Source organism: Micromonospora sp. CNZ280 (assembly GCF_011759515.1).
This window is the reverse complement of sequence record NZ_JAAOYP010000004.1, coordinates 405,825-431,821: the sequence shown is the minus strand read 5'-3', so window position 1 is coordinate 431,821 and position 25,997 is coordinate 405,825. Positions and strand designations below refer to the sequence as shown.

The 25,997-nt window shown below is 71.2% G+C and carries 25 protein-coding genes and 1 pseudogene; 17 read left to right on the top strand and 9 right to left on the bottom strand.

Translation table 11 applies throughout. The annotated features are described in order from the left end of the window. The first annotated feature begins 2 nt into the window (after nucleotides 1-2). The 7 genes from FHX32_RS29135 (at nucleotide 3) to FHX32_RS29105 (ending at nucleotide 9,190) form a co-directional block, all read left to right on the top strand. Nucleotides 3-1,286 carry an extracellular solute-binding protein gene (locus tag FHX32_RS29135; RefSeq protein WP_167190317.1) on the top strand — a complete coding sequence of 428 codons (1,284 nt, stop codon included), beginning with the start codon at nucleotides 3-5 and terminating at the stop codon, nucleotides 1,284-1,286. Then, the gene (locus FHX32_RS29130; protein ID WP_167190314.1) at nucleotides 1,283-2,209 is read left to right on the top strand and encodes a carbohydrate ABC transporter permease; all 927 of its coding nucleotides are present in this window, start codon (nucleotides 1,283-1,285) and stop codon (nucleotides 2,207-2,209) included. Before FHX32_RS29135 ends, FHX32_RS29130 begins: the two co-directional genes overlap by 4 nt. A 91-nt stretch (nucleotides 2,210-2,300) precedes the next feature. Beyond that, nucleotides 2,301-3,113, top strand: a complete 813-nt coding sequence (locus FHX32_RS29125) for a carbohydrate ABC transporter permease (protein ID WP_208419470.1) — start codon at nucleotides 2,301-2,303, stop codon at nucleotides 3,111-3,113. Between the two features lie 4 nt (nucleotides 3,114-3,117). Then, nucleotides 3,118-4,188, top strand: a complete 1,071-nt coding sequence (locus FHX32_RS29120) for a glycoside hydrolase family 130 protein (protein ID WP_167190308.1) — start codon at nucleotides 3,118-3,120, stop codon at nucleotides 4,186-4,188. 78 nt (nucleotides 4,189-4,266) lie between these two features. Beyond that, a complete protein-coding gene (locus FHX32_RS29115; RefSeq protein WP_208419469.1) occupies nucleotides 4,267-5,535 on the top strand; it encodes a Gfo/Idh/MocA family protein in 1,269 nt (422 codons plus the stop codon). Between the two features lie 14 nt (nucleotides 5,536-5,549). Beyond that, on the top strand, nucleotides 5,550-7,583 hold the full coding sequence (locus FHX32_RS29110; protein ID WP_167190305.1) for a hypothetical protein: 2,034 nt from the start codon (nucleotides 5,550-5,552) through the stop codon (nucleotides 7,581-7,583). Beyond that, nucleotides 7,580-9,190 carry a glycoside hydrolase family 13 protein gene (locus FHX32_RS29105; protein ID WP_167190302.1) on the top strand — a complete coding sequence of 537 codons (1,611 nt, stop codon included), beginning with the start codon at nucleotides 7,580-7,582 and terminating at the stop codon, nucleotides 9,188-9,190. The genes FHX32_RS29110 and FHX32_RS29105 overlap by 4 nt, the downstream gene beginning before the upstream one ends. Nucleotides 9,191-9,678: 488 nt before the next feature. Here the strand turns inward: FHX32_RS29105 and FHX32_RS29100 are convergent, their stop codons facing one another. Continuing rightward, the gene (locus FHX32_RS29100; protein ID WP_167190299.1) at nucleotides 9,679-11,151 is read right to left on the bottom strand and encodes an NF041680 family putative transposase; all 1,473 of its coding nucleotides are present in this window, start codon (nucleotides 11,149-11,151) and stop codon (nucleotides 9,679-9,681) included. Nucleotides 11,152-11,234: 83 nt separating this feature from the next. Here FHX32_RS29100 and FHX32_RS29095 point away from each other — a divergent pair, with 83 nt between their 5' ends. Further along, nucleotides 11,235-12,182: a CHAP domain-containing protein gene (locus tag FHX32_RS29095; RefSeq protein ID WP_167190296.1), complete on the top strand. Its 948-nt coding sequence runs from the start codon at nucleotides 11,235-11,237 to the stop codon at nucleotides 12,180-12,182. A gap of 105 nt (nucleotides 12,183-12,287) precedes the next feature. Here FHX32_RS29095 and FHX32_RS29090 read toward each other — a convergent pair whose 3' ends face one another. Beyond that, nucleotides 12,288-12,521, bottom strand: a complete 234-nt coding sequence (locus FHX32_RS29090) for an FCD domain-containing protein (protein ID WP_167190293.1) — start codon at nucleotides 12,519-12,521, stop codon at nucleotides 12,288-12,290. A 25-nt stretch (nucleotides 12,522-12,546) separates the two neighbouring features. Further along, nucleotides 12,547-13,278 (bottom strand): alpha/beta hydrolase family protein, encoded by a 732-nt coding sequence (locus tag FHX32_RS29085; protein ID WP_167190290.1) that lies wholly within the window; start codon nucleotides 13,276-13,278, stop codon nucleotides 12,547-12,549. A 317-nt stretch (nucleotides 13,279-13,595) separates the two neighbouring features. Here FHX32_RS29085 and FHX32_RS29080 point away from each other — a divergent pair, with 317 nt between their 5' ends. From FHX32_RS29080 to FHX32_RS29065, 4 genes are all read left to right on the top strand, one after another. Beyond that, complete coding sequence (locus tag FHX32_RS29080) at nucleotides 13,596-14,183, top strand: hypothetical protein (protein ID WP_167190288.1); 588 nt, start codon at nucleotides 13,596-13,598, stop codon at nucleotides 14,181-14,183. Next, nucleotides 14,167-14,778 carry an OmpA family protein gene (locus FHX32_RS29075; RefSeq protein ID WP_167190286.1) on the top strand — a complete coding sequence of 204 codons (612 nt, stop codon included), beginning with the start codon at nucleotides 14,167-14,169 and terminating at the stop codon, nucleotides 14,776-14,778. The genes FHX32_RS29080 and FHX32_RS29075 overlap by 17 nt, the downstream gene beginning before the upstream one ends. 232 nt (nucleotides 14,779-15,010) lie before the next feature. Further along, complete coding sequence (locus FHX32_RS29070) at nucleotides 15,011-16,522, top strand: family 10 glycosylhydrolase (protein ID WP_167190284.1); 1,512 nt, start codon at nucleotides 15,011-15,013, stop codon at nucleotides 16,520-16,522. 61 nt (nucleotides 16,523-16,583) lie between these two features. Then, nucleotides 16,584-17,540: a TAXI family TRAP transporter solute-binding subunit gene (locus FHX32_RS29065; RefSeq protein WP_167190282.1), complete on the top strand. Its 957-nt coding sequence runs from the start codon at nucleotides 16,584-16,586 to the stop codon at nucleotides 17,538-17,540. Between the two features lie 32 nt (nucleotides 17,541-17,572). Here the strand turns inward: FHX32_RS29065 and FHX32_RS29060 are convergent, their stop codons facing one another. Together FHX32_RS29060 and FHX32_RS34685 are read right to left on the bottom strand one after the other, a co-directional pair. Further along, a complete protein-coding gene (locus tag FHX32_RS29060; RefSeq protein WP_167190280.1) occupies nucleotides 17,573-18,337 on the bottom strand; it encodes a sensor histidine kinase in 765 nt (254 codons plus the stop codon). A gap of 6 nt (nucleotides 18,338-18,343) precedes the next feature. Continuing rightward, nucleotides 18,344-18,433 (bottom strand): annotated as a pseudogene (locus FHX32_RS34685) (HAMP domain-containing protein); the annotation flags it as partial. Nucleotides 18,434-18,558: 125 nt separating this feature from the next. On the opposite strand from FHX32_RS34685, the gene FHX32_RS29055 reads away from it, so the two are divergent. Then, nucleotides 18,559-18,822: a hypothetical protein gene (locus FHX32_RS29055; RefSeq protein ID WP_167190278.1), complete on the top strand. Its 264-nt coding sequence runs from the start codon at nucleotides 18,559-18,561 to the stop codon at nucleotides 18,820-18,822. Here the strand turns inward: FHX32_RS29055 and FHX32_RS29050 are convergent. Continuing rightward, nucleotides 18,800-20,080 (bottom strand): RNA-guided endonuclease InsQ/TnpB family protein, encoded by a 1,281-nt coding sequence (locus FHX32_RS29050; protein WP_167190276.1) that lies wholly within the window; start codon nucleotides 20,078-20,080, stop codon nucleotides 18,800-18,802. The genes FHX32_RS29055 and FHX32_RS29050 overlap by 23 nt on opposite strands. A gap of 34 nt (nucleotides 20,081-20,114) precedes the next feature. On the opposite strand from FHX32_RS29050, the gene FHX32_RS29045 reads away from it, so the two are divergent. Further along, nucleotides 20,115-20,285, top strand: a complete 171-nt coding sequence (locus tag FHX32_RS29045; protein ID WP_486481390.1) for a type II toxin-antitoxin system Phd/YefM family antitoxin — start codon at nucleotides 20,115-20,117, stop codon at nucleotides 20,283-20,285. Between the two features lie 41 nt (nucleotides 20,286-20,326). Here FHX32_RS29045 and FHX32_RS29040 read toward each other — a convergent pair whose 3' ends face one another. Both FHX32_RS29040 and FHX32_RS29035 read right to left on the bottom strand, forming a co-directional pair. Then, nucleotides 20,327-20,578, bottom strand: a complete 252-nt coding sequence (locus FHX32_RS29040; protein ID WP_208419467.1) for a hypothetical protein — start codon at nucleotides 20,576-20,578, stop codon at nucleotides 20,327-20,329. Nucleotides 20,579-20,584: 6 nt separating this feature from the next. After that, nucleotides 20,585-21,268 (bottom strand): response regulator transcription factor, encoded by a 684-nt coding sequence (locus FHX32_RS29035; RefSeq protein WP_167190270.1) that lies wholly within the window; start codon nucleotides 21,266-21,268, stop codon nucleotides 20,585-20,587. 176 nt (nucleotides 21,269-21,444) lie between these two features. On the opposite strand from FHX32_RS29035, the gene FHX32_RS29030 reads away from it, so the two are divergent. From FHX32_RS29030 to FHX32_RS29020, 3 genes are read left to right on the top strand one after another with little or no spacing between them, the layout of a single operon-like run. Next, nucleotides 21,445-22,461, top strand: a complete 1,017-nt coding sequence (locus FHX32_RS29030) for a tripartite tricarboxylate transporter substrate-binding protein (RefSeq protein WP_208419466.1) — start codon at nucleotides 21,445-21,447, stop codon at nucleotides 22,459-22,461. A gap of 1 nt (nucleotide 22,462) precedes the next feature. Continuing rightward, a complete protein-coding gene (locus FHX32_RS29025; RefSeq protein ID WP_167190267.1) occupies nucleotides 22,463-22,924 on the top strand; it encodes a tripartite tricarboxylate transporter TctB family protein in 462 nt (153 codons plus the stop codon). A gap of 20 nt (nucleotides 22,925-22,944) precedes the next feature. Next, nucleotides 22,945-24,450 (top strand): tripartite tricarboxylate transporter permease, encoded by a 1,506-nt coding sequence (locus tag FHX32_RS29020; protein WP_167190264.1) that lies wholly within the window; start codon nucleotides 22,945-22,947, stop codon nucleotides 24,448-24,450. Between the two features lie 19 nt (nucleotides 24,451-24,469). Here FHX32_RS29020 and FHX32_RS29015 read toward each other — a convergent pair whose 3' ends face one another. Next, a complete protein-coding gene (locus tag FHX32_RS29015; protein WP_167190261.1) occupies nucleotides 24,470-25,666 on the bottom strand; it encodes an epoxide hydrolase family protein in 1,197 nt (398 codons plus the stop codon). Nucleotides 25,667-25,997 lie beyond the last annotated feature (331 nt).

The window sequence follows — 25,997 nt, the reverse complement described above, 5'->3', positions numbered from 1 at the left end:
TCATGAGGCGAACCGTCCCCGCCGCATTGCTCGTCCTCTCTCTCGGCCTCACCGCAGCCTGCGGTGACGGCGGCTCCGACGCTGGGGCCAACTCGTCGGCCAAGGGGCCGATCACCGTCTGGTTGTCCAATAACAAGGAGGAGCTGGCCTGGGGAACGGCGATGGTCGAGGCGTGGAACAGTCAGCACGCCGACCAGAAGGTCACCGCCCAGGAGATCCCGGCCGGCAAGTCCTCCGAGGAGGTCATCGGCGCCGCGATCACCGCCGGCAACGCCCCCTGCCTGATCTTCAACACCGCGCCGGCCGCCGTGCCGCAGTTTCAGAAGCAGGGCGGGCTGGTCGCGCTGGACGACTTCGAGGGCGCCAAGGGCTACATCGAACAGCGGACCGGTTCGGTCGCCGAGCAGTACAAGTCGCCGGACGGCAAGTACTACCAGATGCCCTGGAAGGCCAACCCGGTCATGATCGTCTACAACAAAACGGTCATGCAGAAGGCCGGTGTCGACGCGGAGAACCCACCGCTCGGCACGTACGCGGAGTTCCTCGACACCGCTCGGAAGATCAAGTCCTCAGGCGCCGCGCAGGCGGCCATCTACCCCTCGCCGGCCAGCCAGTTCTTCCAGTCCTGGTTCGACTTCTACCCGCTTTTCGTCGCCGAGTCCGGCGGGAAGCAGCTCGTCCAGGACGGCAAGGCGCAGTTCAACTCGGCCGAGGGGCAGCGGGTCGCCGACTTCTGGAAGACCCTCTACGCCGAGGGTCTGGCTCCGAAGGAGCAGTACAACGGTGACGCCTTCGGCGAGGGCAAGGCCGCCATGGCGATCGTCGGCCCGTGGGCGATCCCCGTATACGGCGACAAGATCAAGTGGGGTCTGAAGCCGGTCCCCACCTCCGTCGGCAAGCCCGCCGCCGAGACGAAGACCTTCAGCGACGCCAAGAACGTCGCCATGTACTCCTCCTGCAAGAACCGAGGCACCGCCTGGGAGGTGCTGAAGTTCGCCACCAGCCAGGAGCAGGACGGCGCGCTGCTGAAGGCAACCGGCCAGATGCCACTGCGGACCGACCTGACCGCCACCTACCCGGACTTCTTTACCCAGAAGCCCGCCTACCGCGTCTTCGCCGACCAGGCCGGGCGCACCGTCGAGGTACCGAACGTGCCCAACTCCATCACCATCTGGCAGACGTTCCGGGACGCGTACTCCGAGTCGGTGATCTTCGGCAAGCGGCCGGTCGCCGACGCGTTCGGCGACGCCGCGCAGAAGGTCGACGAGCTCGCCGGCCAGCGATGACCATCCGCCTCACCCGGGGTACGAACCGGCACCCCGGCCGCCGACCGGTGACGGCCCTGCTCGGCCGTCACCCGGTCGGGCTGGCCTTGATCGCGCCCTACGCCGCGTTCATCGTGCTGGTCTTCGCCTACCCCTTCGGGTTCGCCGTCTGGATGAGCTTCCACGACTACTTCTTCGCCGCGCCGGGAGCCCAGGTCGAGCGCCCCTTCGTCGGGCTGGAGAACTACCGGGCGGTGATCGGCGACCCGGGGGTCCGAGAGGCATTCGGCAACATTCTGGTCTTCCTGCTGATCAACGTGCCGCTCACCGCCGTGCTGGCGCTCACCCTCGCCGTGGCGCTCAACCGGGCCATCCGGGGGCGCACCTTCCTGCGGGTCGCCTACTACGTGCCGTACGTGACCGCCAGCGTCGCCGTGGTCGGGGTCTGGCTCTTCCTGTTCAGCTCGGACGGCCTGGTCAACACGGTCCTCGGCCCGCTCGCCCCGGACCCGTCCTGGCTGGTCAACGAGACGCTCGCGATGCCGCTCATCGCGGTCTTCGTGGCCTGGAAGCAGCTCGGCTTCTTCATCCTGCTCTACCTCGCCGCGTTGCAGAACGTCCCGAAGGAGCTGTACGAGTCGGCGGCGGTGGACGGGGCGACCGCCTGGCAGCGGTTCCGCTCGGTGACCGTACCGGCGGTCCGCCCGGCCACCACCCTGGTGGTGATCCTGGCGACCATCACCGGCGCGAACCTCTTCACCGAGCCCTACCTGCTCACCGGAGGCGGCGGCCCGAACGGCGCATCCACATCTCCGGTGCTGCTGATGTACCAGCGCGGCATCGAGCAGGGCGCCCCGGACGTGGCGGCGGCGATCGGCGTGCTGCTCGTCATCGGCGTCGTCACCGTCTCGATGATCAACCGTCGACTGTTGGAGAGGAGCTGATATGTCGACCGGCACCCTCGGCGTACCCGAAACCGCAGCCGCACCTGGCACGGCGCCTGTGGCCCGCCGTCGCCCCGGCACCGTGCGGCGGGTGCTGCGCACCGCGGCGCTGGTCGCCTTCGCGCTCGCCTTCCTCTTCCCGTTCTACTACATGCTCATCGGGTCGTTGCAGGCCGAACCGGACACCTCTCCAGCCGGGGCGTTCCCTACCGGCGGCCTCACCCTGGACAACTACCGGGAAATCGACGCCGAGATCAACCTGCTGCGGTCTCTGGTCAACTCCGGGATCTTCACCGGCGGGGTCATCCTCGGCACGGTCGTCTTCGGCGTCCTCGCCGGCTACGCGCTGGCGCAGCTCAGCTTCCGGGGCCGGGGCACGCTCTTCGGCCTGGTCCTGCTGGTCCAGGTGGTGCCGTTTCAGCTCCTGCTGATCCCGCTCTACGTACTGATCGTGCGCGGGTACGGGCTGGCCGACTCCTACCTCGGCATGATCCTGCCGTTCGCGATCAACACCACGGCGGTCTTCGTCTTCCGGCAGTTCTTCCTGCAACTACCGGCCGACCTCTTCGCCGCCGCTCGGGTGGATGGCGCAAATGAACCGCGCATCCTCTGGTCGGTCGCGCTGCCCCTGGTCCGTCCGGCACTGCTCACCGTGGTGCTGCTGACCTTCATCGGCCCGTGGAACGAGTTCCTCTGGCCGTTCCTGATCACCAAGCAGACCGACATGCAGCCGCTGGCGGTCTCGCTCGCCAACTACCTGAGCAACGTCGCCGCGCGGGCCGCCAACCCGTACGGCGCGATCCTCGCCGGCGCCTGCGTGCTCGCCGCCCCGGCCGTGGCGCTCTTCGTCGCCTTCCAGCGGCATTTCACCTCCACCAACATCGGATCTGGCGTAAAGGGTTAAATCGTTGACTGTTTCCACCGTCGTCCCGTACACCCTCACCCGGCTGGGCGTGGTCATGGCGCCCGAAGCGGGGGAGCCGCTGGAGGTCGAGGGGGTGCTCAACCCGGCCAGCGGGCGTACCCCGGACGGCAAGGTGCACCTGCTGCCCCGGCTGGTCGCCGACGGGAACGTCTCCCGGGTCGGGCTCGCCGAGGTCGAGTTCCGCGACGGGGTGCCGGCCGGGGTGATCCGGCGCGGTGTCGTGCTCGCCCCCGACGAGGGGTGGGAGCGTGGGCTGAACAACGCCGGGGTCGAGGACCCGCGCACCACCTGGGTGCCGGGTCTGGGCGCGCACCTGATGACGTACGTCGCCTACGGGCCACTCGGCCCGCGTCTGGCCCTGGCCGTCTCCACCGACCTGCGCACCTGGCGCCGGCTCGGTCCGGTGCAGTTCGCGTACCAGCCGGATCTGGACACCGACCTCAACCTCTTCCCAAACAAGGACGCGGTCTTCTTCCCCGAGCCGGTGCCCGGACCGGACGGCCGCGCCTGCTACGCGATGCTGCACCGACCGATGTGGGACCTGGGCTGGTTCCGCCCCGGTGAGGGGGTGCACCTGCCGGCCGGGATCACCGACGAACGGCCCGGCATCTGGATCTCCTACGTCCCCGCCGAGGAGGTGCACTCCGACATCAGCGCCCTGGTCCGGCTCCGCAACCACCGGTGCGTCGCCCTGTCCGAGTTTCCCTACGAGGAGTTGAAGATCGGCGCCGGCCCGCCACCGGTTCGGGTGGAGGAGGGCTGGCTGCTCATCCACCACGGTGTGACCGGCCACATCCCCGACACCTTCGACCCCAGCACGCAGAAGGTCGAGTATGCGGCCGGAGCGATGCTGCTCGACCCTGCCGATCCGGGGCGGGTGCTGGCCCGCACCGCCGAGCCGATCCTGGTGCCTGAGACCGAGGACGAGCGCTCCGGCACCGTGCCCAACGTGGTCTTCCCGACCGCAATCGAGGAGATCGACGGGGTCCGGTATGTCTTCTACGGGATGGCCGACGCCAAGATCGGCGTCGCCCGGCTGGACCGTGTCCGGTGAGCCGCCGACGGCGCAGCCGGCCCTGGTGACCGGGCCGGTGTCCACGACCAGGTCGGCTGCGGCGGCGGGGTGGGTACCGTGACGGGCCCCGCCGCGCTGCGCCTCGGCGTCGTCGGGGCCGGCGGCTTCGCCACCTTCCTCACCGGCGCCCTCCGTGACCTACCGGACGTGACGGTGACCGTGGTCACCGACCCGGACACCGACCGGGCCGGGCGGCTGGCCAAAACCCTGGCCGCCCAGGCGGTGCCGGACTGGCAGGCGCTGGTCACGGCCGACGACGTGGACGCGGTGGTGGTCGCCACCCCGCCGGCCGGCCACGCGGAGACCACCCTCGCGGCGCTGCGCGCCGGTCGGCATGTCTTCTGCGAGAAACCCCTCGCCACCGACGAGGACGACGCCATCGCCATTCGGGACGCGGTCGCCGCCACCGGTCGCGTCCTGGTCGTCGACCACGTACTGCGCTACAACCCCGTGCTACGGGCGCTGGCCCGACTACGTGACCCACGATTCGGCACGCCGCCCGGTGCCCCGGCAGACCCGCTGCTTGGTCCGGTCCGGCGGCTCGCCTTCGACAACGACGCCAGCGACGAGGACCTCGGCCCGGAGCACTGGTTCTGGGACGAGCGGGTCAGCGGCGGGATCTTCGTCGAGCACGGCGTGCACTTCTTCGACGCGGCCGACGCCCTGGTCGGCTCGCCCCCTCAGTCCGTGCAGGGCATGCTCAGCCACCGCCCCGACAGCGACCTGATCGACCTGGCGGTCGCCACCACCCGGTACCCGGACGGCGCGGTGGCAACCTTCGCGCACGGCTTCAGCCACGCCCACCGCTGTGAGCGGCAACTGCTGCGGATCGACTTCGGCACCGCCGAGGCCCGGGTGACCGGCTGGATTCCCGTGCACGCCGCCATCGACATCTGGACCGACGACGCCGGAGCCGCGCTCGTCGAGACCCTGCCGGTTCGGGCCGGGGACCTGCTCGCCGTCGACGGGCACCGGTTGGCTGACCGGGCCGCCGTCGAGGTGGCGGTGCGCCGGCACGCCGGTCCGGCACACGCCCGGGAGCGCGGCCACGAGCGCCGGCTGCCGCACCACTGCCGGATCACCGTCGACCTCGGCGGCGAGGCCGCCAAACCGTACGTCTACGCCGAGAGCGTGCGCGCCGCCATGCACGACCTGGTGCGCTGCGTCCGTACCGGCGACCGACCCGTCGCCGGAGTCACCGAGGGCGCGACGGCGGTCACCGTCGCCGCCGCGGCCCGCCGTGCCGCCCGCGAGGAACGCACCGTCCACCTACGGCGGTCGTCGGAGCAACTCACGGCTTGCCCCACCACCGCTCACCCGTCCTGACCGAGGAGACCCCCGTGAAACGCCGATCCCTGCTGCTGGGCGGCCTCGCCCTCACCACCCCACTGCTGACGACCCCCGGCCCGGCCGGAGCCGCCCCCGCCGCCGTGCAGGGCACGGCGGCGAAGATCGGGCCGCTGACCAACCTCGCCCACCTGGACTTCCTCCGACAGGACGTCACGCCGCCGGACCAGCAGGGACACACCACCTACCGGCTCGCCGACGCTCCCGGGATCGGGGTGCTCTGGACCTACGCCGAACCCGGCCCGGACGGCGAGTTCCGCCGCGTCGGCGGCGGCGCCTACGACCCGGAGACCGACACCTGGGGGCAGGGCGCCTACAACGCCGACGACATCTCCCGGGCCGCAGTGGTCTACCTGCGGCACTGGCGACAGACCGGGACCACCACCAGCCGGGACGCCGCGTATCAGCTCCTGCGCGGCCTGACCTACCTGCAGACCGCCGACGGTCCGCACGCCGGCAACGTCGTGCTCTGGATGCAGCCGGACGGCACGCTCAACCCCAGCGCCGAGCCGAAGGAACTACCCGACCCGTCCGACAGCGACGCCTCGTACTGGCTGGCCCGGACCATCTGGGCGCTCGGCGAAGGGTACGCCGCGTTCCGCGACACCGACCCGGACTTCGCCGGCTTCCTGCGCGACCGCCTCGACCTGGCGATCGCCGCCGTCCACCGCCAGGTGCTCGTCCGCTACAACCGGTGGCAGATCATCGACGGGGAACGCACCCCGGCCTGGCTAATCGTCGACGGCGGGGACGCCACCGCCGAAGCGGTCATCGGTCTGGCCGCCTACGTCGAGGCCGGCGGCGGCACCACCGCCCGCCAGGCGCTGCGCCAACTCGCCCGGGGCATCGCCGCCCTCACCGACGGCGACGTGCGGGAATGGCCGTTCGGCGCGGTACGCCCTTGGGCGCTGTCCCGCTCGGTCTGGCACGGCTGGGGCGCCCAGATGCCGGCCGCGCTCGCCCGGGCCGCGCACGCACTCGGCGACCGGACTCTGCTCGACCCGGCCATCACCGACTCGGCCGTCTTCACCCCCTGGCTGCTCACCTCCGGCGGCCCGGACAACGGCCGGCTGCCCACCCGGACCGACCGGACCCAGATCGCCTACGGCGTCGACTCCCGGGTGCAGTCGTTGCTCGCCGTCGCCGACACCAGCGGACGTTCCGGATTCGCGCAGCTCGCCGCCGTCACCGCCACCTGGTACTTCGGCGCGAACCCCGCCGGGACGCCCGGCTACGACCCGGACACCGGCCGGGCCATCGATGGCATCAACGGCGACGGGCAGGTCAACCGGAACTCCGGTGCCGAGTCCACCATCCACACGCTGCTCAGCATGCTCGCCCTTGACGCCCGGCCCGAACTGGCCGCCCTCGCCCGCCGGACGGAGATCGTCGAACGGGTCGGCGCGGTGACCCTGGAAGCCGAGGACGCCACCCGCTCGGGCGGCGCGACCGTGATCACCCCACCGTCCGCATGGACCGGTGAATCGCTGATCAGCGCAGCGTACGTCGACCTGCCCGCCGGTGCCGGGCTGCGCTGGCAGCTCCCGCCGGCCGACCAGCCCCGGCTGGTGCTCCCCGTGGTGGACCTGCGCCCCGGCGCGCCAGCCCGCACCGTCTGGCGCAGCGACGCCGGACCGCTCGGCGAGGTCGACCACGCCCGGGTCGGCGCCCAGGGCAACTCCCCGGCGCCGGGCGCGCTGCTCCCGGTCACCCTGCCCCGCGAACTCGCCGCCCACGCCACTGAATTGACCGCCGAGGCGACGGCCGGGGAGCCGGCGACCCTCGATGCGGTCGTGCTGGAGCCGCTGGTCTCCCGGCTCACCCTGTCCGGCGACGGGCGGAGCACGACGCTGTTGCGCAGCGCCGCCCGGACCGCGCTGACCGCGGAGGTCAGCCTTGGCGGCACCGGAGCGGCCACCGTCGAGGTGTACGACGCGGCGGGCGTGCTCCGCTCGCGGAACACCTGCAGCACGGTCACGCTGAACGTGACTGTGCTGCCCGGCGGCTTCACACTGGTCCGCCGGTGACCGGGTCCGCGCCGGGGGAGCCGTGGTGGCGCGACGGGGTCTGCTACCAGGTGTACGTCCGCAGCTTCGCCGACTCCAATGGGGACGGGATCGGTGACCTCCCCGGGGTCACCGCCCGCCTGCCACACCTGGTCTCCCTCGGCGTGGACGCCGTCTGGCTGACCCCGTTCTACCCGTCACCGATGGCCGACGGCGGATACGACGTCGCCGATCATCGCAACGTCGACCCGATCTTCGGCACCCTCGCCGACTTCGACGCGCTCATCGCCGAAGCGCACCGGCTCGGCCTGCGGGTCGTCTGCGACATGGTGCCCAACCACACCTCGGAGCAGCACCCCTGGTTCCGGGCGGCCCTCGCCGCACCACCGCACAGCGCTGCCCGCCGCCGGTACATCTTCCGCCCAGTCGATGACCACGACCCGGACCGGCCACCCAACGACTGGCAGTCGGCGTTCGGCGGGAGCGCCTGGCGGCGAGTGCCGAGCCCACACGGCGGGCCCGACGAGTGGTACCTGCACCTGTTCAGCCCCGAGCAGCCCGACCTGAACTGGGACAACCCGGAGGTGCCGGCGGAGTTCCAAAAGATCATCCGATGGTGGCTCGACCGGGGTGTGGACGGGCTGCGCATCGACATGGCGCACGCCCTGTTCAAGCACCCCGACCTGGTCGACGCCGGCCCCGGACAGCACACCGACTTCCGTCGCAACCACCTGATGCCCTTCTTCGACCAGACGCCCGTGCACGAGCTGTACCGGCAGTGGCGGACCATGGTCGACGCGATGCCGGGCGAGCGGGCGCTGATCGGAGAAGTCTGCCTCTTCGACGCCGACCGGCACGCCCGGTACGTCCGCTGCGACGAGCTGCACCAGGCATTCACCTTCGAACTGCTGGAATGCGACTGGTCCGCCCCGACGCTACGGAACACCATCCGGCAGACGCTCGAGGCGTACCTCCGGGTCGGCGCCCGGCCGGCCTGGGTGCTGAACAGCCACGACGCAACCAGGACCGTCACCCGCTACGGCGGGGGAGAACGGGGGTTGCGCCGGGCCCGGGCCGCCGCCCTGCTGATGCTGGCGCTCCCCGGTGCCGTCTACATCTACCAAGGGGAGGAACTGGGGCTGCCCCAGGTGGATCTCCCCGACGAGGCCCTGCGCGACCCGATCTGGGAACGCTCAGGACGGACCGTGCGCGGGCGCGACGGCTCCCGGGTGCCGATACCGTGGACAGTGGACGGCGAAACGAACGGCTTTTCGCCGGATGGCGCCGCCCCGCCGTGGCTGCCGCAGCCCGACAACTGGGGGACCTGGAGCGTGCAGCGGCAGACGGTCGATCAAGCCTCCACCCTGTCGCTCTACCGAGCGGCGATTCGGATGCGCCGGGAGCTGGGCAACGACATCGCCGCCGATGAGCTGACCTGGTGGGACGCCGTGCCGGACATAGTGGCGTTCCAGCGCGGTGACCGGCTCGGCTGCGCCCTTAACCCCAGCGACCGGGCGGCACCGCTGACCGGCGTCGGCCGAGTGCTACTGGCGAGCGCACCGGTCCAGCCAGCGGATGGAACGCTCCTGCTACCGCCGGACGTCGCGGTCTGGTTCGTTCCGACGTGACGGTATCGCGGAGCGAAGCGACCCCCGGCCATGCCGTGCTGGGCGTGGTGCGTATCCCGATTCAGAGCAGTTGCGGGTCGGCAGAGCTCGGCAAGTGTAACGCTGCTATGCCGCTTCGCGATCTTTCTCCCACTGCTTCAGCCAGGCTTCCTGGCGAGGCCGGCGGGTGATTTGGGATGGCGGGCAGCCTCCAAATCTCCGCGAGCCGGGGGCTGCGCTCGGCGAGCACGTCGAGGATGGCATCCACCATCGGCGGTTCCAGCGCCAGTAGTAGCGTCCACTCGCTGCTGTCGTAGCAGCCGAGGATCGGCTTCTCCTGGATAACCTCGACGAGCCGGCTCCCAGGAACGGCCTCGCCGTTGTGGCCCCCTTGTTGCTCGCCTCGACGAACAGCTGCGCCAGCAGTTCCTTCCCAAAAGGACTATCGGAAGGCCTCGCTGCGCTGGGGCTCCTGAATCAGCGACCGATCGGCAGACCTAGCTTGATCTTTAACCCGTTCGGCGTGGCCTCGGGTTATTCGAAGTCTTCGTTTTCTTCGTGCCACCTTTCGGTTTTGTGCTGGTGGCGGCAGTGACGATGTAGACGTCGTGGCGGGCGGCCGGGTGGCGGTTGCGTAGTCCGGGTGGTCGGCCGGGCCCTGGCCGGGAAGGTTTCGGTGCGCAGGCGGGACTGCCCGCTTTGCTGTGCAGGTGCCGAAACGCGCGGCGGACGCGGGCGGGGGTGAGCCGTTCGGGTGGTGCGGGGCGTTCCCAGGGCCGGCGCAGGTCGGCGACGGCGCCTCGGGCGAGGCGTAGCTGGGTGTAGGCGGCCAACACGAGCCAGGTCCAGCGGTCGGCGGCGTGCGGGTCACGCAGTTTCGGGCTGGTCCAGCCGAGTGTCTGTTTGAGCATGCGGAAGGTGTGCTCGATGTCGAAGCGGCGCAGGAACACCTGCCAGAGCAGGTCAACCTCGGCGTCAGTGGCGGCTGGCTGGGACCACCAGAGCCAGACCGGTTTCGCGGTAGCTCCTGATGGCAGCCGGTCGACCTGAAGCAGGATCACGGTGCCCTCGATGATCGGCAGCGGGCCGTGCTGGCTGATCCAGGCGGTGCGGTGGGTCAGCCTGGGGTGCAGCCGGTGCCAGGCCCGCGCGGTCGCGGTGCCGTAGAGACGGGTGTCGGTGGTCGTGGCGACATCCGGGTCGCCCCAGCTGGCCGGGTCGCCGAAGATGAACTCGCCGCCATGGCGGGGCGGGCGGCCGGTGGTGCCGGGCAGCCGGGGTGGCGCGGGCCGGCGCAGCACCCGGTCGGAACGCATCCGCACCAGAACCTGAATCGGCAGGTCGGCCAGCAGGAACGCCAGCCGGGGCCCGTCGTAGCCGGCGTCCGCGACGATCCACATGTCCGGATCACCAGGCTGCCACTGTCCGGCAGCGATCAGCCGTTGCACCACGTCCCGCAACTGACCGGCGGTGACCGTGGCAGCGTCATCGCCGGGCGCCAGCCGCCGAGCGTCCAACGGCGCGGTCCACGAGGTGCGCCCGGTCTCCAGTGCGGTGACGAACGAGTACGGCCAACCCGGAACCCCGATGTGGGTGTCCTTGCCGCGCCCGTAGGTGTGGCACAGCACCCGCTCCGGGCAGGTGTGCGCCTCCGGCCGCAGCCAGCAGGTCACATCCACCGCCAGGACGATCCGCCCGTCCGCGGCCCGCGGCAGCGGCACCGCCGCCACCGCGGTCCGCAGCCGCTCGATGTCGATCCGGCCCCGGTTCAACGCCGCGTACAACGAGCCGTGACCGCGCCGGTGCTCACCCACCAGCGACAACTCCACCAGAGACCGCACCGGCGCGCCCGCGCACAACAACGCGTCCGCCAGCTCGAACAACGCATCCCCACGAGCGGTCAGACAGCAGTGGACCTCACGCCGGAACGCGACCAGCCGCCCGACCTCGTCGGTCATCCCAGCATCGTGCACACTGATCACCAGACAGCCCTTGGTTCTTGATCTTCTTCCCTAGACAAGAGGAATGATCGATCAAGGGCTGTCCCCATGATCAGCCGGGGTCGATGCCACCGCCCCGCAGGTTAAAGACCAAGTTAGGGCGGGGAGAACGTCAATACAACAACTGCGGCATCGAATGGTGTGCCGAGTTCGCCCGCTGGGTGTGGCGCACCGCCGGCGTCTCCTACGTGAGCGGCCTCGACTCGTGGGCGCAGTCGTTCAAGACGTACGGGATCGGGCGCGGGCTCTACCACTCCCGCTCCAGCGGGTACGTGCCGCAGCCCGGCGACGCCATCGTGTTCGACTGGGACCACGCCTCCGGCGACGGCCACCCGATCGACCACGTCGCCATCGTCACCAGTGCCACCAGCACCCAGGTCAACACGATCGGCGGCAACCAGGGCAACTCGAACAACTACTCCAGCAAGGTCAGCCGGGCCAGCTACTCGCGCACCAACATCGACATCGACGGGTACGTGTCACCCGCGGGTGTGGGCAGCGGAACGCCGGTCGACGAGCGGAACGTCGGGCACAGCGTCACGGGCGACTCGTTCGCGGACCTGGTCGCCGCCAAGACCGACGGCACCATGCTGCTGTACGCGAACAACTTCGTCCGCGACGACGGCGTGCCCTACGGCAGTTCCCGGCAGATCGGCAGCGGCTGGGGCACCTTCAACCACGTCGTGAACGCCGACGTCACCGGTGACGGCTTCACCGACCTGGTGGCCCGCAAGACCGACGGGACGCTGTGGCTCTACCCGAACAACTTCGTCCGCGACGACGGCGTGCCGTACGGCAGCGCCAGCCAGATCGGCAGCGGCTGGGGCGGCTTCAACCACATCGTCGGCGCCGACGTCACCGGCGACGGCTACACCGACCTCGTTGCCCGCAAGACCGACGGGACGCTGTGGTTGTACCCGAACAACATCGAGCGCGACAACGGCGTGCCGTACAGCAGCCCGGACGCCCGGCAGATCGGCCACGGCTGGGGCGCTTTCCACAACATCATCTGACCGCCTGACCTGACGGCGCGCCCGGCCTGGCCGGGCGCGCCGCCTCGCGTACGGGGAGAGGTCCGGTAGCGGTGTGTTTCCCCGCCGGCGAGTTGGTCGGACCGATCAGGACTGGACGGCGCGTGCCAGGCTCGCGCGGCCGGGTGCGTAGTGGTCGGCGATGGCGGCCCGCAGGGCCGCCGGGTCGCCGGCGGTGATCGCGTCGACGATCGCCCGGTGCCGCTGGGCGGTGATCATCCGGTCCTCCGGGTCGGTGCGCAGGGTGGGGGCCACGATCGCCTGCACCTGCCAGAACGCCTCGGTGAGCTGGCGGATCAGGTCGTTGCCCAGGGGTTCCATCAGCTGTCGGCCGGAGGGCCCGGCCTCACTTCAGGTGCCGGGCGAAGAACCGGTTCCCGTCGTCCCCCTCGAACCGCGGGACGCCGGTGTGCCCGCCCATGTTGGCGTGCAGCGTCTTCTCCCTGGACCCGAAGGCGTCGAACAGGTCCAGGGCCAGCTGCCGGTCGTTTCCTTCGTCGTCCCACTGCAGCAGGACCAGCAACGGAATGGTGACCTGCCGGGCCTCCTCGAACATGGTGCGGGGCACGAAACTCCCGGCGAACAGCAGGGCGGCCGAGATGCGCGGCTCGACCACCGCCAGCCGGACGCCGATGGCGATCACCCCGCCCGCGTACCCGACCGGGCCGCCGATCTCGGGCAGCGACAGGAGGGCGTCCAGGGCGGCCCGCCATTCCGGGACCGCCTTCTCGACCAGCGGGAGGACCAGCCGGTCGACGATCTCGTCGCGGACCGGCTCGCCGGCCTCCAGCGCCCGGTGCAGATCGGCGCGGGCCTGCTCCGCGGCGGCGGAACGGGGTCGGTCACCGCCCCCGGGAAGCTCGATGGTGGCCGCGGCGAAGCCCTCCGCCGCGCAGTGCCGGGCCCGAGCCACCAGTCGGGGGTACATCCCGGGTAGTCCGCCGGGGTGGCCGAGCAGGATCAACGGGGCCGGTGCGGATGCGGACCCGGGCGTCCACAGGATGCCGGGGATCTCGTCGAGGGTGAACCCGCGTTCGAGGAGGCCGTCGTCGAGGCGCTGTTCGGAAGTGAATCGCATGGTCGTGCCTTTCGGGAGTGCTCGTGAACGGCGCTCCCGGACGACCTATCGCCCGACCGTGACCCCGGAGGGGAGCACCCACGTCGATACGTTCACGGGTACCACCTCCTCGATCTCTCGCACGGCCTCCGGCAAATTAGCAGCGGTCACCGTGGTCCGCCACCGGGTTTTGCTCAGGCTCCGCCAGGCTGCCCAGGACGTGGCGATGGTCTACCGTGTGACGGGTTTGGCGTCGAACTCCGGCGGAAGCCGCGCGAAGTCCGGTCGTGCACACCGGACGGCACGGCCTCCCGCCACGAGGACAACGAGGAAAATCCGTGCGGCTACGTGACCTGGTCAGGCGCGGGGCGGTCGCCCTGGCAGTGGTACTCCTGGCGACGGGGTGCGACAGCCTCGGCACATCCGACGGGGCCGAGGAGAGGTCGACGCTCAGTTCCCCGGGCGGACCGGCGGAGTTGGGCGCGGTGGTCGCCAGCGGCGAGTTCCAGGTCGCCGACGGCGGCGACATCGTGCCACTGAAGATCGAGTTGTACGAGCTGCACCGGCGGAACGGCTTCGTCACGGTGAACGTGCGGCTGACCCGGACGGACCCGGCCGGCTCCGGGAAGCGGTGGCAGATCGGCAGCGCGTTCCAGGGCGAGACGATCTCACTGGACTTCTCCGGCGTGACGCTGGTCGACCGGAAGAACCGGAAGCGGTACCTGGTCGCGCGGACCGCCGGCGCGGACCAGGCGAAGAACAGCCGGCCGAACTACCTCGCCTCGTCCGGCCTGGCGTCGGTGTTCATGGAGGCGGGGCAGTCGGTCAACCTGTACGCGATGTTCGGCGCACCGCCGGACGACGTGACGGCCGTCGACGTGGTGGTGCCCCGGGCGCCGGTGTTCGAGAATGTTCCGCTCGGGTAGCCGGCCGGCGGCGCTGGCCGCCGCGGCGCTGGCGACCGGCCTGCTGCTGACCGAGCCGGCGCTCGCCGGTGCTCCGGCGCCGACCCCGCAGGCCACCGTGGTGCCGGGGCCGACCCCGGGGCCGGGCGACCGGGTGAACGCGCCGGTCGTCGACATCGACACTCCGACCTCGGACATCTACGTCCGGGTCGAGGACCTGGACGGCAGGTTGACCGAGGCGGAGTCCACCAGCCGGGTCGAGCTCACCCTCGCCGCGGACGTGCTGTTCGCCTTCGGCAGCGCCGAGCTCTCCCCGGCGGCGAAGGGCACGGTGGCCGAACTCGCCGAGCGGCTGCGCGCGCAGGCGAAGGGCACCGTGCACGTCGACGGCCACACCGACTCGATCGGCGGCGACGCGGCGAACCTGGCGCTGTCGCGGCGACGGGCCGACGCGGTCCGGGAGGAGATCCTGCGGGTGCTCTCCGGCACCGGTATCCAGATCGAGACCGCGGGATACGGCGAGGCCCGGCCGGTGGCGCCGAACGCGGTCGACGGCAGGGACAACCCGGGTGGCCGGGCGAGGAACCGTCGGGTGGAGATCCGCTTCGACCGGTGACGGCTGGCCGGGCGCCCGACCCGTCGGCTGAACCGTCGATCCGCTACGAGCGCCGAGGTCGTGGACGCTGCCGCCGAGATCGCAGCCGCCCTTGCCCCCGCCGTGGGCCGTAGCTTACCTTCGCATCTACTGCAATCACTTGCAGATATCTTTCAGCGCACTCCCGCACGTGGAGGGTCCAGTGACAAAACGAGCACTAGCCGTCCTAACCGCCATCCTCCTGACGCTCAGCATGGCCACCGCCGCGAAGGCGGAACCCGACGCGGAACCCACCCAGCAGTGGCGCAGCTACTGGGTCGACGCGTTCAACGAGGGCATCTACACCCCCGCACAGGTCACCAAGCTCGTGCAGGACGCCAAGAAGATCAACGCCAACGCGCTGATCGTTCAGGTCGCCCGCCGCTACGACTGCTTCTGCAACCGGGCGCTCTACCCGCGTACCGACGCGGCGATCGCACCACTGCCCTACGACCCGCTCGACGAGATGATCGCGCAGGGGCACGCGGCGGGCATGGAGGTGCACGCCTGGGTCAACGTCAACACGATGTGGAACTCGGCCACCCCGCACTCCTCGCCCGAGCACGTCTTCAACAAGCACGGCCGGTCCGCCACCGGCGCCGACCGCTGGCTCAACAAGCGCTACGACGGCCAGGAACTCATGGGCAACAACGCCTACATGGACCCGGCCAACCCCGCCGCTGTCAACTACATCGTCTCGGCGATCCAGAGCCTCGTGCGCGAGTACGACGTCGACGGCATCAACCTCGACTACGTGCGCTACCCGGACTTCAACTCCACCACCACGCACAGCGACTGGGGCTACAGCGAGACCTCGCTGGCCCGCTTCCGCGCCGCCACCGGCCGCACCGACACGCCGCTGCCCTCCGACCCGCAGTTCTCGGACTGGCGGCGCACCCAGATGACCAACCTGGTCCGCAAGATCTACCTCGGCATGTGGGAGGTGGACCCGCGGGCGCGGCTGTCGATGGACGGCATCACCTACAGCTACGGACCGCAGACCATGGGCGGCTGGGAGCGGACCCGGCCCTACGCCGAGGTGCTGCAGGACTGGAAGGGCTGGCTGGCCGAGGGGATCATGGACACGGTCGTGGCCATGAACTACAAGCGCAACTGGATGCCCGACCAGAAGCAGATGTACGACGAGTGGACCGAGGTGCTCGCCGACTGGCAGGGCGACCGGCAGGCGGTGATCGGCCCGGCCCTGTACCTCAACGACATCCCCGACAGCGTCGAGCAGGTACGCACGGCGCTCGCCCCCACCGCGGCGGGCAACACCGCCGCCGGCTGGAGCGGCTACTCGTACGCCAACCCGACCCGGGCCGGCGTCGGCCAGCCGCTGGCCGTCCGCAACGCGGAGCGGGACAAGCTGGCCCAGGCGCTGACCACCGGGCCGGACGCACCGTTCGCCAACCAGGTGGCGGTGCCGGTGATGCCGTGGAAGGCGACCCCCGCCGAGGGGCACGTCTCCGGCCGCGTCGCGCTGCGCACCGGCGCGCCGCTGGACCAGGCCACCGTCACCCTGCGACCGCTGACCACCGGCGGTGCGCCGATCACCCGAGCCACCGACGGGGACGGCTGGTTCGGCTTCGTGCACCTGCGTCCCGGCGCCTATCTGGTGCAGGTCGACCTGCCCGACAGCGTCGTCGGCCAGCCGGTCGCAGTCGCCCAGGTGCAGGCCGGGGCGATCTCGACGGTGAACCTGACCCACCTCATCCAGCTGTAGCCGACCCGGGTCCCGCCCGTCCGCCAGATCGGACGGGCGGGACCCTCCGTATCATCTCCGCATGGCGCTGACGCCGGTACGGCTCAGCCGGCGGGCGGTGCTGCTGGCCGCCGGCGGGCTGCTCGCCGGTTGCTCCCGGCAGCCCGAGGTCGACCCGGTCCACCTGCGACTGGCCACCGGGCCGGCGGGGGCGGTGTACCGGCGCATCGGCGGTGCGATCGCCGCACACATCTCCGAGCAGGTGCCGGGAGCCACGGTGACCACCGTGCCGAGCGGGGCGTCGACCGACAACATCCGGATGCTGCGGGCCGGCGCCGTGCACCTCGGACTGACCAGCCTGGACGCGCTGATCACGACCGACGGCAGCGCCCCCGACGGGCTCTCGGCGATCTGCCGGCTCTACGACAGCCACCTGCACCTCGTGGTCCTGGCCGCCTCCGCGATCGACGAGTTCGCAGACCTCGCGGGCCGGCGGATATCCCTCGGCGCCCGCGACTCGGGCACCGAGTTCACCTCGCTGCGGGTGCTGGAACTCGCCCGGGTGCGGGCCGACGGCCGGTACCTCAGCCAGGCCGAATCGGCGGCGGCCCTGCGCGCCGGCCAGATCGACGCGATGTTCTCCCTGACCGGCGTGCCGACCCCCGCCATCACCGAGCTGGCGCAGCGGCATTCGATCCGGCTGATCCCGCTGGACGCGCAGGCCGGCGCGCTGTTCACCGCGTACCCCGGTCCGTACGCTCCGGCCAGGATCCCCGCGACGGCCTACGCCGGCGTCCCGGCCACCCGCACCGTCGCGGTGCCGAACGTGCTCCTCGCCCGCAACGACCTGCCCGACGACCTGGTCTACGCCATCACCGACACGATCTTCACGCACACCCGTACGATCACCTCCGCCGGCCGCGACGACGCCGAGGCCGTTCCCGAGGCGTGGCAGATCAACGTGCGTACCGGAATCTCCACCGGGTCGGTCCCGCTGCATCCCGGCGCGGCCGCCTGGTTCCGCGACCGCAAGCGCTGACCCGGGGACGGTGACCCGCCGGCGGGGGAGTCCTAGACCGGCGATGCGGCGTCGGCCGCGGTCGCCGTCGGCGCGGCGACCGGCAACGCGACCACCGCGGCGAATCCGTGCCCGGACCCGTCCGGACGCGGCAGGCCGTCCTCCAGTCGCAGCTCGCCCCCGGCCGCCCCGACCAGGTCGGCGCAGATCGCCAGACCCAGGCCGGTCCCGGACACGTTCTGGTGCCGCGGCGACCGCCAGAACCGTCGCAGCGCCTGGGCCCGCTCGGCGACGTCGATCCCCTGGCCGTCGTCCCGGACGGCGATCGTGACCACGCCCGCGGCGGCGTCGCCGGGGCCAGCGCCGGCGCCGCCGGGGACGACCTGGGCGCTCACCTGCACCACCTGCGAGCCGGACAGCCGCAACGCGTTGCTGATCAACTCGTCCAGGACGCTGCCCAGCCCGCCCGGCGGCTCCTGCAACCGCAGCCCGGGCGGCACGTCGACCACCAGGGTCTGCCCCGCGGTCGCGGTCAACGCCCGCCACCGGTTCACCCGGGTCGCCAGCACCGCGTCGAGGTCGACCGGCGACGCCGTCCGGATGCTCTCCATCCGCGCACTGGCCTGCAGCGAGTTCAACATCCGCTGCATCGCCTTCAGCTCGTCGACGGCGACGTCGTACAGCCCCTGCCCGTCGCCGGCCGGGCGCAGATGCGGTTCCAGGCTCTCCACCGCGAGCCGGAGGCTGGTCAGCGGATTGCGTAACTGGTGCGACGCGTCGGACACGAACGCCCGCTGCCGCTGCACGGCGTTCTCCACCGCGTCCATCATGGTGTTGAACGACTCGGCCAGCCGCCGCAGCTCGACCGGGCCGGCCTCGGCGTCGGCCCGGATGGTGAGGTCGCCCCGCGAGATCCGCGCTCGCCGCGTCCAGTTCCCGCACCGGCCGCAGCACCCACGCGGACACCGGCCAGGCGACGGCCACCAGCGCGATCAACGGCAGCAGCCCGAGCGCGGCGAGCTGGGCCCACCGCACGAGGATGTGGCCGCGCGTCTGCGACAGGTCGGAGATCGTCACGACGGCGCCGACGACCTCGCTGTCCCGGCCCACCGGCTCCGCCACCACCAGGGCGGAGTCGTCCCACGGCGCCCGCTCCCCGGACGGTTCGGACCTCGCGCCGGCCAGCGCCGCGGTGACGATCCGGGGCAACGCCGGCTCGGCCCGCGCCGCCTCCTGGTACGCGCCGGCCGGCCCGAGCAGCACCGTGCCCGAGGTGTCGATCACCGCGGCCCGGATGCCGTAGAGCTGGTGTTGACGATCTCCCCGTCCTGAAGGACGGCGATTCCCTCCGCGCTGCGCGCGGAACACGCTGCGCCTGGGTGGATTACCGCTTCGTTGCGCGCTGCAGGCACTCGTGCCGGTCTTATGTGCGCTCCACGGTCGTTTAGGCTCTCGGCGCGTCCCGCCGCGAGTACGTTCATTGCCGCGTTGACGTCCCGGTCGTGGGTCGACCCGCAGGGGCAGTCCCACGCTCGGACATTGAGCGCCAACTTGTCGTTGAGCCGGCCGCAGTCCGAGCACCTCTTCGTGCTGGGGAAGAACCGGTCTGCTCTGCCGAAGGTGCGCCCGTACCGGGCAGCCTTGTACTCCAGCATGCCGACGAACGACGCCCAGCCGGCGTCGTGGACGGACTTGGCCAGCCGGGTCCGGCCGAGGCCGGCGACGCACAGGTCCTCGACGTATACCGCTTGGTTCTCGCGGATGACCTGCGTCGAGAGCTTGTGCTGCCAGTCCCGCCGGGTATCGGCTACCCGGGCGTGCGCCCGAGCGACCTTCACGACGGCCTTCTTACGGTTCCGGCTGCCCCGCTGCTTGCGGGACAAGTCCTGTTGCAGCCGCCTCAGCTTGCGGGCGGCCCGGCGCAGGAACTTCGGCGCGGCGATCTTCGTGCCGTCCGAGAGCACCGCGAAGTGCGTCAGGCCCAGGTCGATGCCGACCGCGGTGTCCAGTTCGGGCAGCGGGGTGTTCGTGGTCTGCACGACGAACGACGCGAAGTACCGCCCGGCTGCGTCCTGGATGATCGTGACCGAGGTCGGTGCGGACGGGAGCCGGCGCGACCAGACCACCCGCAGATCGCCGATCTTCGGCAGGCGCAGCCGGCCGTTGCCGAGCACCTTGAACCGGGAGTTCTTCGTGAACCGGATGGCCTGCCGGTTGTCCTTGCGGGACCGGAACCGCGGCGGGGCCACCCGCCTGCCCGTGCGCTTGCCAGACAGGCAGGCGAAGAAGTTCCGGTAGGCGGTGTTCAGGTCCGCGAGGGCCTGTTGCAGGACGACCGCCGAGACCTCGCCCAGCCAGGCGCGGGCTTGCGTCTTCTTCGCCTCCGTGATGACCCGCCGGGACAACTCCGCGTCCGAGACGTACGGCAAGCCCTGCTCATGGGCGTCCTGCCGGGCGCGCAGCCCGTCGTTGAACACCACCCGCGCGCACCCGAACGCCTTCGCCAGCTCGGTCTGCTGGCCCGGCGTCGGGTACACACGGAAGTTGTAACGGAGCTGCACGTACTACAGTGTACGACAATGTACGATGTGCGCCATGACCGACACGAACGAGATCAGCGTGGCCGACCTGCGGAAGAACCTGGCCGAGATCCTCAACGACGCCGCCGTGCAGAGCAAGACCTTCTACGTGACCCGCAACGGTCGCCGGATCGCCGCCATCGTGCCGGTGCCCCTGGCCGAGCAGAGCGAGCGGGCGCGAGCCTAAAGGCACCGCCCGGGCCTTGGCGGCCCTCCCAGCGCGGGCCTTCACCCCCGGCCTGGAAGGCCGGAGCACTGGGCCGCAGTCCGGTAGCGGGCCAGTTCCTGGTGCAGCGCCTCGGTGCGTCCGGTCGACAGCGCGGTCTCGGCCAGCGACGCGAACCGGCCGACGTCGCCCAGCCGGTCGACGTAGGTCTCCTGCATCTCCCGCTCGGCCACGGTGACGCTGAGCGGCACCCCGAGCGCCGCGACGAGCAGCACCGCGAGCGGCACCAGGACGGCGAGCAGGCGACGGTGCACGGCGGGTCAGCCGATCAGCTCCGGCTGGTCGGCCAGAAGCCGGTAGCCGACGCCGTGGACCGTGCGGATGACCACGGTCGACCCGAGCTTGTGCCGCAACGCGGCGATGTGGGTGTCCAGGGTGCGACTCGAGGACTCCCAGGTCGCGCCCCAGATCTGGTCGAGGATGACGTCACGGCTCACCACGTTCGGCGCCCGCCGTGCCAGCAGCAGGAGCAGTTCGAACTCCTTGCGGGTCAGCGTCACGGGCGTGCCGTGCACGGTGACCTCGCGGGTGCCGACGCCGATCCGCATCGGACCGACGACCAGCGGCTCGGCCGGGTGGCTCAGGGCCCGCGCCGCCCGGGTGCGCCGCAGCACGGCGTCGATCCGGGCCAGCAGCTCCGGGATGCCGAACGGCTTCACGATGTAGTCGTCGGCGCCGGCGCGCAGGCCGCGGACCCGCTCGTGCTCCTCCGACCGCGCCGTCACCGCGATGACGGCGGTCTCCGGGCGGTCGCGCAGCCTGCGGATCACCTCGAGGCCGTCGCCGTCGGGCAGGCCCAGGTCGACGAGGACCACGTCGGCCGGGGCGGCACGCACGGCCTCCGCGGCGGTGGCGATGCGGTGGACCTCGAAGCCCGCCTGGGCCAGGACGGTCACCAGACCCCGCGCCACGCGGTCGTCATCCTCGATGACGGTGATCCGCATGTCGGCGAATTGTACGGCCCGGAGCACCCCGCTGTTAGCCCTCCGGTTCTTGGGATTTCTCTGACATCCCGCGCATTCCTTGGGATTTCTCTGACACCATCCGCGTCCTCGCCCGCCGAGACTGAGGCCGCGCATCCACCGACGGATGCGTATGCGCTGACGAGGAGGCCCCCGACATGACAACGACCAGGCACCGGGCCGCCGCGCGGATGGTCGCCGCGATCGGCGCCGTTTCGCTGCTGGCCGCCTGCTCCGGCGATGGTGGCGGCGGCGGAGGCGACGCCGGGAACTACCCGGAGCAGAACATCACGTTCGTCGTGCCGTTCAGCGCCGGCGGCCCGACGGACACCGTCACCCGCATGATCGCCGAGCCGATGGCCGCGAAGCTGGGTGCCAAGATCGTCGTACAGAACGTCGAGGGCGCGGGCGGCACGGTCGGCGCCGGCGAGGTCGCGCGGGCCGAGCCCGACGGCTACACCGTGCTCATGCACCACATCGGCATGTCCACGGCGCCCGCCCTCTACAAGAACCTCGGCTACCAGCCGCTCGAGGACTTCGAGATGGTCGGGCTGGTCACCGAGGTGCCGATGACCATCGTCGCCCGCAAGGACTTCCCGCCCGCGACGCTGCCGGACCTGGTGACCCACGTGAAGGCCAACGCCGACAAGGTCACCCTCGCCAACGCCGGCGTCGGCGCCGCGTCCCACCTGTGCGGCCTGCTGTTCCAGCACGCCGTCGGGGTCAAGCTCCAGGAGGTCCCGTACAAGGGGACCGGCCCCGCGCTGACCGACCTCGTCGGCGGCCAGGTCGACTTCATGTGCGACCAGACGACCAACACCAGCGGCCAGATCTCCGCGGGCGAGATCAAGGCGTACGCGGTCACCACCCCGGAGCGGGTGAAGAGCCTGCCCGACCTGCCCACCACGACCGAAGCGGGGCTGACCCAGCTCCAGGTCAGCGTCTGGCACGGCCTCTACGTCCCGGCCGACACGCCGCAGCAGGTGGTGGACAAGCTGTCCGAGGCGCTGAAGGTGGCACTGGCCGACCAGGCGGTGATCGACCAGATGGCCAAGCTGGGCACCGCGCCGGTAACGGCGGAGGACGCGACCCCGCAGGCGCACCGGGCGCACCTGCAGGAGCAGCTCGGCATCTGGGCGAAGATCATCGCCGACGCCGGGGTCGAGGCCTCCTGAGGTGGAACGCCGACGCTCCTTTCCGGACGTCCTCGCCGGAGGAATCTTCGTCGTGATCGGCGGCGCGTTCGTGGTGGGGTCGCTCAGCTACGAGCTGGGCACCCCACTGCGGATGGGCCCCGGCTACTTCCCGCTGCTGGTCGGCGTGATCCTGGCCGCCCTGGGCCTGGCGATCGTCGGCAAGGGGCTCGTCGCCGGCGAGGTGGTCTCGTTCGGGTCGGTCCCGTGGCGCGCGGTCGGCGTCATCGTGATCGCCGTCGTGTTCTTCGGCTACAGCGTCCGGCGCCTCGGATTCGTGCCGACGTCCGCGGTGACCGCCTTCCTGATCACCCTGGCCAGCCGGCGGGTGCGGTTGCTCACGGCGCTGGCCGTGGCCGCCGGACTGACCGTGGCCAGCACGCTCATCTTCGTCGTCGGACTCCAGCTGCGGATCCCGCTGTGGGGCCCGTGGCTGGCGTTCTGACGCACCACCCGGACTGAGGCATGGAACTCTTCGACAACCTCGCGCTGGGCTTCTCGACCGCCTTCCTGGTCCAGAACGTCCTCTACTGCTTCGTGGGCGTGCTGCTCGGTACGGCGGTCGGCGTGCTGCCCGGCATCGGGCCGACGGCCACGGTGGCGATGCTGCTGCCGATCACGTTCAACTTCGAACCGGTGACGGCGCTGATCATGCTGGCCGGCATCTACTACGGCGCCCAGTACGGCGGCTCGACCACGGCCATCCTGATCAACCTGCCCGGTGAATCGTCGGCGGCGGTCACCGCGCTGGACGGCCACGAGATGGCCCGCCAGGGCCGGGCCGGGCCGGCGCTGGCCGCCGCCGCGATCGGGTCCTTCATCGCGGGCACCCTGGCCACCGTCGCCCTGGCGGTGGCGGCCCCACCGCTGGCCCGCGTCGCGTTGCAGTTCGGCCCGGCGGACTACTTCTCGCTCGTGCTGTTCGGCCTGATCGTGTCGATCGCGCTGGCGCGCGGCTCCACGCTCAAGGCCCTCGCGATGATCGCGCTCGGCGTCCTGCTCGGCGTGGTTGGCCAGGACATCTACACCGGCCTGCCCCGGTTCGTGTTCGGCCAGCGCGAACTGTACGGCGGGATCGACTTCGTGTCCGTCGCCGTCGGCATGTTCGGGGTGGCCGAGATCCTGCGCAACCTGGAGAACGAGCAGACCCGCACGGCCGTGGTCAGCAAGGTGAAGAACCTCTGGCCGACCCGCGAGGACCGGCGGCGCATCGTCGCCCCGATCCTGCGGGGCACCGGCCTGGGAACCGCGCTCGGCGTGCTGCCGGGCGGCGGCCACGTGCTGGCCTCGTTCACCTCGTACGCGGTCGAGAAGCGGATCTCCAAGCGGCAGGAGGAGTTCGGGCGCGGCGCGATCGAGGGCGTCGCCGGCCCCGAGTCGGCGAACAACGCCGCCGCGCAGACGTCGTTCATCCCGCTGCTCACCCTGGGCCTGCCGGCCCACCCGGTGATGGCGCTGATGGTCGGCGCGTTCATCGTCCACGGCATCACCCCCGGCCCGAACGTCATCACCGACGAGCCGGCGCTGTTCTGGGGCCTGATCGCCTCGATGTGGATCGGCAACGTGCTGCTGGTGCTGCTGAACCTGCCGCTGATCGGCGTCTGGGTGCGGATGCTGCGCATCCCGTACCAGGTGCTGTTCCCGATGATCATCCTGTTCGCCGCGATCGGCACCTACTCGCTGAGCTTCAACGCGTTCGACGTCTACGCGATCGTGCTCTTCGGGCTGCTGGGCTACATCCTGATCAAGTGCGGCTGCGAGCCGGCGCCCCTGCTGCTCGGCTTCGTCCTCGGCCCGCTGCTCGAGGAGAACCTGCGCCGCGCGCTGATCATCTCCCGCGGCGACGCGTCGGTCTTCCTGACCCGACCGATCTCCGCGGTGCTGCTTGCCCTGGCCGTGGCAGCGCTGGTCGTCGCCGTCCTCCCGACGATCCGCAAGCGCCGCGAGGTGGTGTTCGCCGACGAGGAGTAGAAGCGCCGACGGCCCCGGCTCAGGCTGCCCGCAGCGGCCGGAACGTGGCCCGCACCTCGTTCGCGAACAGGTCGGGTTCCTCCCAGGCGGCGAAGTGGCCGCCCTTGTCGACCTCGTTGAAGTAGGCGAGGCCGGGGTAGACCGCCTCGGCCCAACTGCGGGGGGCGGCCCAGAGCTCGCCGGGGAACGTGGTGAAGCCGACCGGAACCTTGACCGGCGGTGGCGCCTGGCCGGACGCAGCAGCGGCGGCCCGGAACCGGCCGAATTCCCAGTACCACCGGGCGGCCGAGGCGCCGGTGCCGGTCAGCCAGTACAGCGTGATGTTGTCGACGATGCTGTCCCGGGTGAGACCGCCCACCGGCCCGCCGTCGACGAACGCGCGGGACATCTTGTAGTAGCTGTCCGTGTCGTGGTCGAGCATCCAGGCCGCCAGCCCGACCGGTGAGTCCAGCAGGGAGTAGCCGATCGTCTGCGGCCGGGTGGACTGCTCCAGGAAGTAGCCGAAGCCGTCCGTCGTGAACGTGTTGAGCCGGTCGTGCGCCGTGCGTTCCGGCTCGGACTGCGCCGGCAGCTTGTCCTTGACGGCGATCGCCCCGGCGAGCAGGTTGACGTGGATGCCGAGCAATCCCTCGGGTCCCTGGCGGCCCATCGCGTCCGTGACGTTGGCGCCCACGTCGCCCCCCTGCGCCACGTAGCGCGGGTAGCCGAGGCGGCTCATCAGCTCCGCCCACGCGCGGGCGATGCGGTTCGAATCCCAGCCGAGCTCGGTCGGCTCGCCGGAGAAGCCGTAGCCGGGCAGGGACGGCAGCACCAGGTGGAAGGCGTCCTCGGCCTGTCCGCCGTGCGCGGTCGGGTCGGTGAGCGGACCGACCACCCCGAGCAGCTCGACGACCGAGCCCGGCCAGCCGTGCGTCATGATCAGCGGCAGGGCGTTCTCGTGCTGCGACCGCACGTGGATGAAGTGGATCTCGACGCCGTCGATGTAGGTCGTGTACTGCGGCAGGGCGTTCAGCCGCGCCTCGCACGCGCGCCAGTCATGATCGGTCGTCCAGTAGCGGGCCAGCTCCTGGACGGTCGCCAGCTGCACGCCCTGGGAGCGGTCGCTGACCAGCTCCCGGGTGGGCCAGCGGGTGGCCGCGATCCGGCGCCGCAGGTCGGCGATCGCTTCTTCCGGTGTGTCGAGCCGGAACGGACGAATTTCCTGGTCGTTGGGCATGCTCTCCACCTGCCGCGTCGGGTCGACCGGCGCGGAAGCGCCGGCGAGGCTGGCACGCGCTCATCCTCGCACCGGCCCGGCGGCTGGCGGACCGGAACGCGATTTCGAGCCCGGGTCCGGCCCGGGCCGGCTAGGGGGCCGCGACCGCGATCTGATCGAAATCGGTCACGACACTCTCAGATCCCCGCCGAGGTGTGCCGGCCCGGCGCCGCCGCCCCGTGGCGATCGGCCCTACCCCTCCGGTCCAGCAGGGGTCATCACCCGGCGCGGCGGTCGCCCGACCTGGCCGCCGTCACGGCGCTGCCGGTCGACCTGGCCGCCGTCACGGCGC